General features: G+C 43.4%; 4 protein-coding genes. All 4 read left to right on the forward strand.

Going from position 1 to position 4,243, the window contains the following annotated elements:
* Positions 1-588 precede the first annotated feature (588 nt).
* The 4 genes from IM322_RS17865 to IM322_RS17880 all read left to right on the forward strand — a co-directional run bounded on the left by IM322_RS17865 (position 589) and on the right by IM322_RS17880 (position 4,087).
* A complete protein-coding gene (locus IM322_RS17865; RefSeq protein ID WP_287675617.1) occupies positions 589-1,671 on the forward strand; it encodes a sulfate ABC transporter substrate-binding protein in 1,083 nt (360 codons plus the stop codon).
* 260 nt (positions 1,672-1,931) lie between these two features.
* A complete protein-coding gene (locus IM322_RS17870) occupies positions 1,932-2,312 on the forward strand; it encodes a DUF7980 family protein (protein ID WP_287076866.1) in 381 nt (126 codons plus the stop codon).
* On the forward strand, positions 2,309-2,959 hold the full coding sequence (locus tag IM322_RS17875; protein WP_287675618.1) for a phosphatase PAP2 family protein: 651 nt from the start codon (positions 2,309-2,311) through the stop codon (positions 2,957-2,959). Before IM322_RS17870 ends, IM322_RS17875 begins: the two co-directional genes overlap by 4 nt.
* A 129-nt stretch (positions 2,960-3,088) precedes the next feature.
* On the forward strand, positions 3,089-4,087 hold the full coding sequence (locus tag IM322_RS17880) for a sulfurtransferase (RefSeq protein WP_287675619.1): 999 nt from the start codon (positions 3,089-3,091) through the stop codon (positions 4,085-4,087).
* Positions 4,088-4,243 lie beyond the last annotated feature (156 nt).

Here is a 4,243-nt window from a genome sequence, read left to right on the forward strand (position 1 = left end):
TCCCTAATGCAAGTCCAAATATTCCACCAATAGTGCGATCGCAATCGCCGTAGGGTGCGTTCCCTAATGCAAGTCCAAATATTCCACCAATAGATTTTGGGGAACGCACCATGCACATTGATGGAAGTCGTTAGACCGCTTCAATTTTAGGGTAATAAGCTAAACGGCGCTTAACCTGCATGATCTAATAGCTATAACCCTTTTGGAGTCTATATCGGTGATCCGAAGTAAAAGCCGTTTAGCTTAGTTGCTAAGGTCAGCTAACTTCACCGGTGAAGCCACCTAGGGAGAGGTTTTTGATCGCTAAAAAATTCTTTCTTCTCCATAAAAACGATAAAATCTCTATTCTGGAAGCATAAAGAGGCTTCAGGCGAATTTAAAGGCACATTTAAGCCGTATAAATCGAATATTTCCAGTTTTTTCAGCTAATCAAGCCATTAATCGCTTGATTTCTTTGCATATAACCGAACTAAGACAGTATAATTTTTTCTTCAATGTATTGAAATTGTTTTTTATTTCATATAAAATACAATTTCAGAGAAAATACCTAGCAATCTCCCATAAATAAACAAAGGAGCCGATGACATCGTGATCCATGAGCCTAGATCCTCAAAACCGAAAACCCTCTTACCCTTTATTTCTCTAGCTACGGCTGCCGTCGTCACAACGGGAATCGGACTAGCTTTTAGTCCCCTATCGGCATCGAGTAATCTGCTGGCAGCTCCCCATAAACAGCAAGCTAAACAACAAACCGTGGAAATCACCCTGGTTTCCTACGCGGTGACTCAATCGGCCTACTCAAAAATTATTCCTCTATTCGTCAACAAATGGAAAAGAGAGAAAAAACAGGATGTGGTGATTAAACAGAGTTATGGCGGCTCTGGTTCCCAAACCCGCGCTATTATCGACGGATTAGATGCAGATGTGGTAAATTTGGCCATCGGTTCCGATGTGGAACGCTTGCAAAAAGCGGGTTTAGTTAACCCCGGTTGGCAGAAAGAACTCCCCAATAACGGCATCGCCACTCGTTCCGTGGTAGCTTTAGTTACTCGTCAGGGCAATCCGAAAGCAATCCGCAACTGGCCAGATCTAGCCAAATCGGGGATTAAAGTCATCACTGCCAACCCGAAAACCTCTGGGGTGGCCCGGTGGAATTTTCTGGCCTTGTGGGGAGCGGTAACTCGGACCGGCGGCAATGAAGCACAAGCGACCAATTTCGTCCGCAATGTCTATAAAAACGTTCCTGTACTACCCAAAGATGCCCGGGAAGCCAGCGATGTCTTCTTTAAACAGGATCAGGGGGATGTGCTGCTTAACTACGAAAACGAAGTGATTCTGGCCCGTCAAAAAGGAGAAACCGGTTTTTCCTATACTATTCCTTCGGTCAATGTTTCGATCGATCCGCCCGTGGCCGTAGTGGATAAAATAGTTGATAAACGCAAAACCCGGGAAGTAGCGACAGCTTTTGCCCAATTTCTCTTTACTCCCGAAGCGCAGCGGGAATTCGCCAAGGTGGGTTTCCGTCCGGTTAATGCTAATGTGGCTAAAGAGTTTAGTAAACAATACCCAAAAGTGTCGAATCTGTTCCCCTCTACGGCGATCGGTAGTTGGGAGGAGATCCAGAAAAAATTCTTTGCTGATGGGGCGATTTTTGACCAAATCCAGCGTTAATTAGTCGTGAGCCGTCAGCCGTCAGCTAAGTAAGTGGTTCTGATTAAATAGAAGATAGATTTTGCTTTTGATCCCCCCTGCTCCCCTTAATAAGGCAGGGTGGCGATAGGCGGGGGGATCTGACATAACACCTACCTACTTAGATAACTGTGATTATAACTAGAAAAGTGGCTAACACCATTTTTCAAAAGTAATGGCAGAGATAGTTGATTGCTGATGGCAAAAAAAAACAAAGCTAATAGTTAGTAACTAAAAAAAAGATGTATCTACTTGACAAAATAAAAAACGGAACCTTGGTATTGATCGGTTACTTATTATCGCCCCTGTGTTGGTGGAACGATCTAATTTTTAATCTGCCGATCGCCTACGGTTTCGGTCGTTTAATTGCTTGCTTGCACGCCGATTTTTTTCTACCAGCGGCCATGGTTGGTTATTGGTTATCTAATCTTGTGGGAATTCTGCTAATGCAATTCGGGACGAAAGAATTAATCGGTGGAGAGAAAGAAGAACGCAATTGGCAAAAAGAATTGAGAAATGGATTACTTTCCTCGACAGTTTATACTTTAGTAATCCTAGCTTTGCTGCATTTTCAGGTTTTAGAAATGCCCCTGTTATCCTCGATCACCACTTTTTCCCCGTGATTCCCAAAACTTACTTAAACAATAGCTTAATTTTCTTGGTTATCTTGTTAACATCGCTAACTTTTACGTATTTAGCGATCGCTATTCGCCAGCAGCCGCAAGGATTTGCTTGGGAAAAATCCCTGATGCTATCTATTCATCAAACCGCTAATTTAAACCTAAATTTTTTGGCGATAAAACTAACGGGATTAGGCACTTATTGGGGAGTGGCCCCGATACTGACAATTTTACTGCTGATTTTTGCCCTAAAAAAATACTGGTATGGGTTCGCTTATATCCTTGTGACCATGGCGGGAGGTTGGGCTATTAGTTATAACCTCAAGATGCTTTTTCGTCGGAATCGCCCGCAATTTTGGGAGTTATTTTATCCCTTACCCCACGATTTTTCCTTCCCTAGTGGCCATGCTTTATTTAGTTCCCTGTTAGTGGTTTCTTTACTGATCCTATCTTGGAGAACGCGCTGGTTTTTAGGGGTAGTTTTACTGGGGATTCCCTTCGTCTTGGTTATTGCTTGGACCCGTCTTTATTTAGGAGTTCACTTTCCTAGTGATATCCTTGCCTCTTGGCTTTTAGCGATCGCTTGGTCCCTCCTAGTTCATATCTGGTGGCAACAGTTATTAAAGACACCCAAGGCGATCAGGAAATAAGGAGAAATTAATAATTAGTTGACCGACTTGCTGCCCAAGAAAAATATCACGTTATACCTAAATTTTTGGATAAAGCTAATCAAAGCCCTATAGTAATTATCGTTTGATATTCGTCGCTGACACTGAATCATGAAATCAAAACTGCCACGAGGGAAGGGTCTATCCCTAGTACGGTTTCAAAGCCGTCCCCTTACTTTTCTCACTTTAGTTCTTCTGTGCATTTTAACCTTTACCTTAGCGCCGTCATCGCCCCTGATGGCCACGTCTAAATCTGAGACTAAGATAGACTTTGTATCGCCGGTTTGGGTAGCCCAAAATCTCAACGATCCGAAGTTAAAAATTATCGATGTGCGGATTAATCCTTTGGAATATATCACCGGTCATTTACCGAAAGCGGTGAATATAGCCGACAATAATTTTCGTGGTCCAAACGGATTTTTACCGGTTCAATATTGGCAAGAGGATAAAATTGGCAGTCTCTTTGCCGCCGCGGGAATCACTAATGGCGATCGAGTGGTAGTATATTCCGATGGTCGCGATGTCTTGGGGGCAACCATGGTCGCCTATTTACTAGAGCGATCGGGTTTCCGAGATGTGGCCGTCTTAGATGGTGGTTTTAAGGGTTATAAGGGTTCCGAACAAAAGGTAACTAAAGAATTCCCTAAATATCAACCCGGGAGCTTTACTGTCCGTGATAATCCCTCGATTCGGGTAAATTTAGCAGAAGTAGAGAAATTGATCGGCAAACCCGATGTGGTTTTTATCGATCCCAGACCCGAAGAACTTTTTCAGGGGAAACAGGATATCTGGCTGAGAAATGGTCATATTCCGGGGGCGAAAAATATACCCTGGCCGACTTTTACGGAAGCAAATAATCCCGATGAATCCCTGAAAAATCCCCATAAATTGAAATCTTTAGACGAAATCAGCAAGATTCTTGCCCAACGCAACATCAAGCCCTCCGATAATATTATTGTCAGTTGCAGTACGGGACGGGAAGCGACTTTACAGTACATTGTCCTCAAACATCTGCTCGGTTATCCCAAGGTGCGAATTTATGAGGGTTCTTGGACAGAGTACAGCACCACGGAGCTGCCCGTGGCTACCGGGCCAGAAAAAGCCGTCTAAAGTCAAGTTTGTCGGTTTATCTTAAATGTCGGGTGAAGACCCTCAGTTTGACTGACGGGATGAAACCCGACCAATATAGAACAGCACTTCGACAGGCTCAGTGACACGAAGCACCACTAAATCCTTGACAGTTTTGTGCAGGATATGTTAGAATAA

It is taken from the genome of Microcystis sp. M109S1 (assembly GCF_020247025.1).
Taxonomy (GTDB): Bacteria; Cyanobacteriota; Cyanobacteriia; order Cyanobacteriales; family Microcystaceae; genus Microcystis.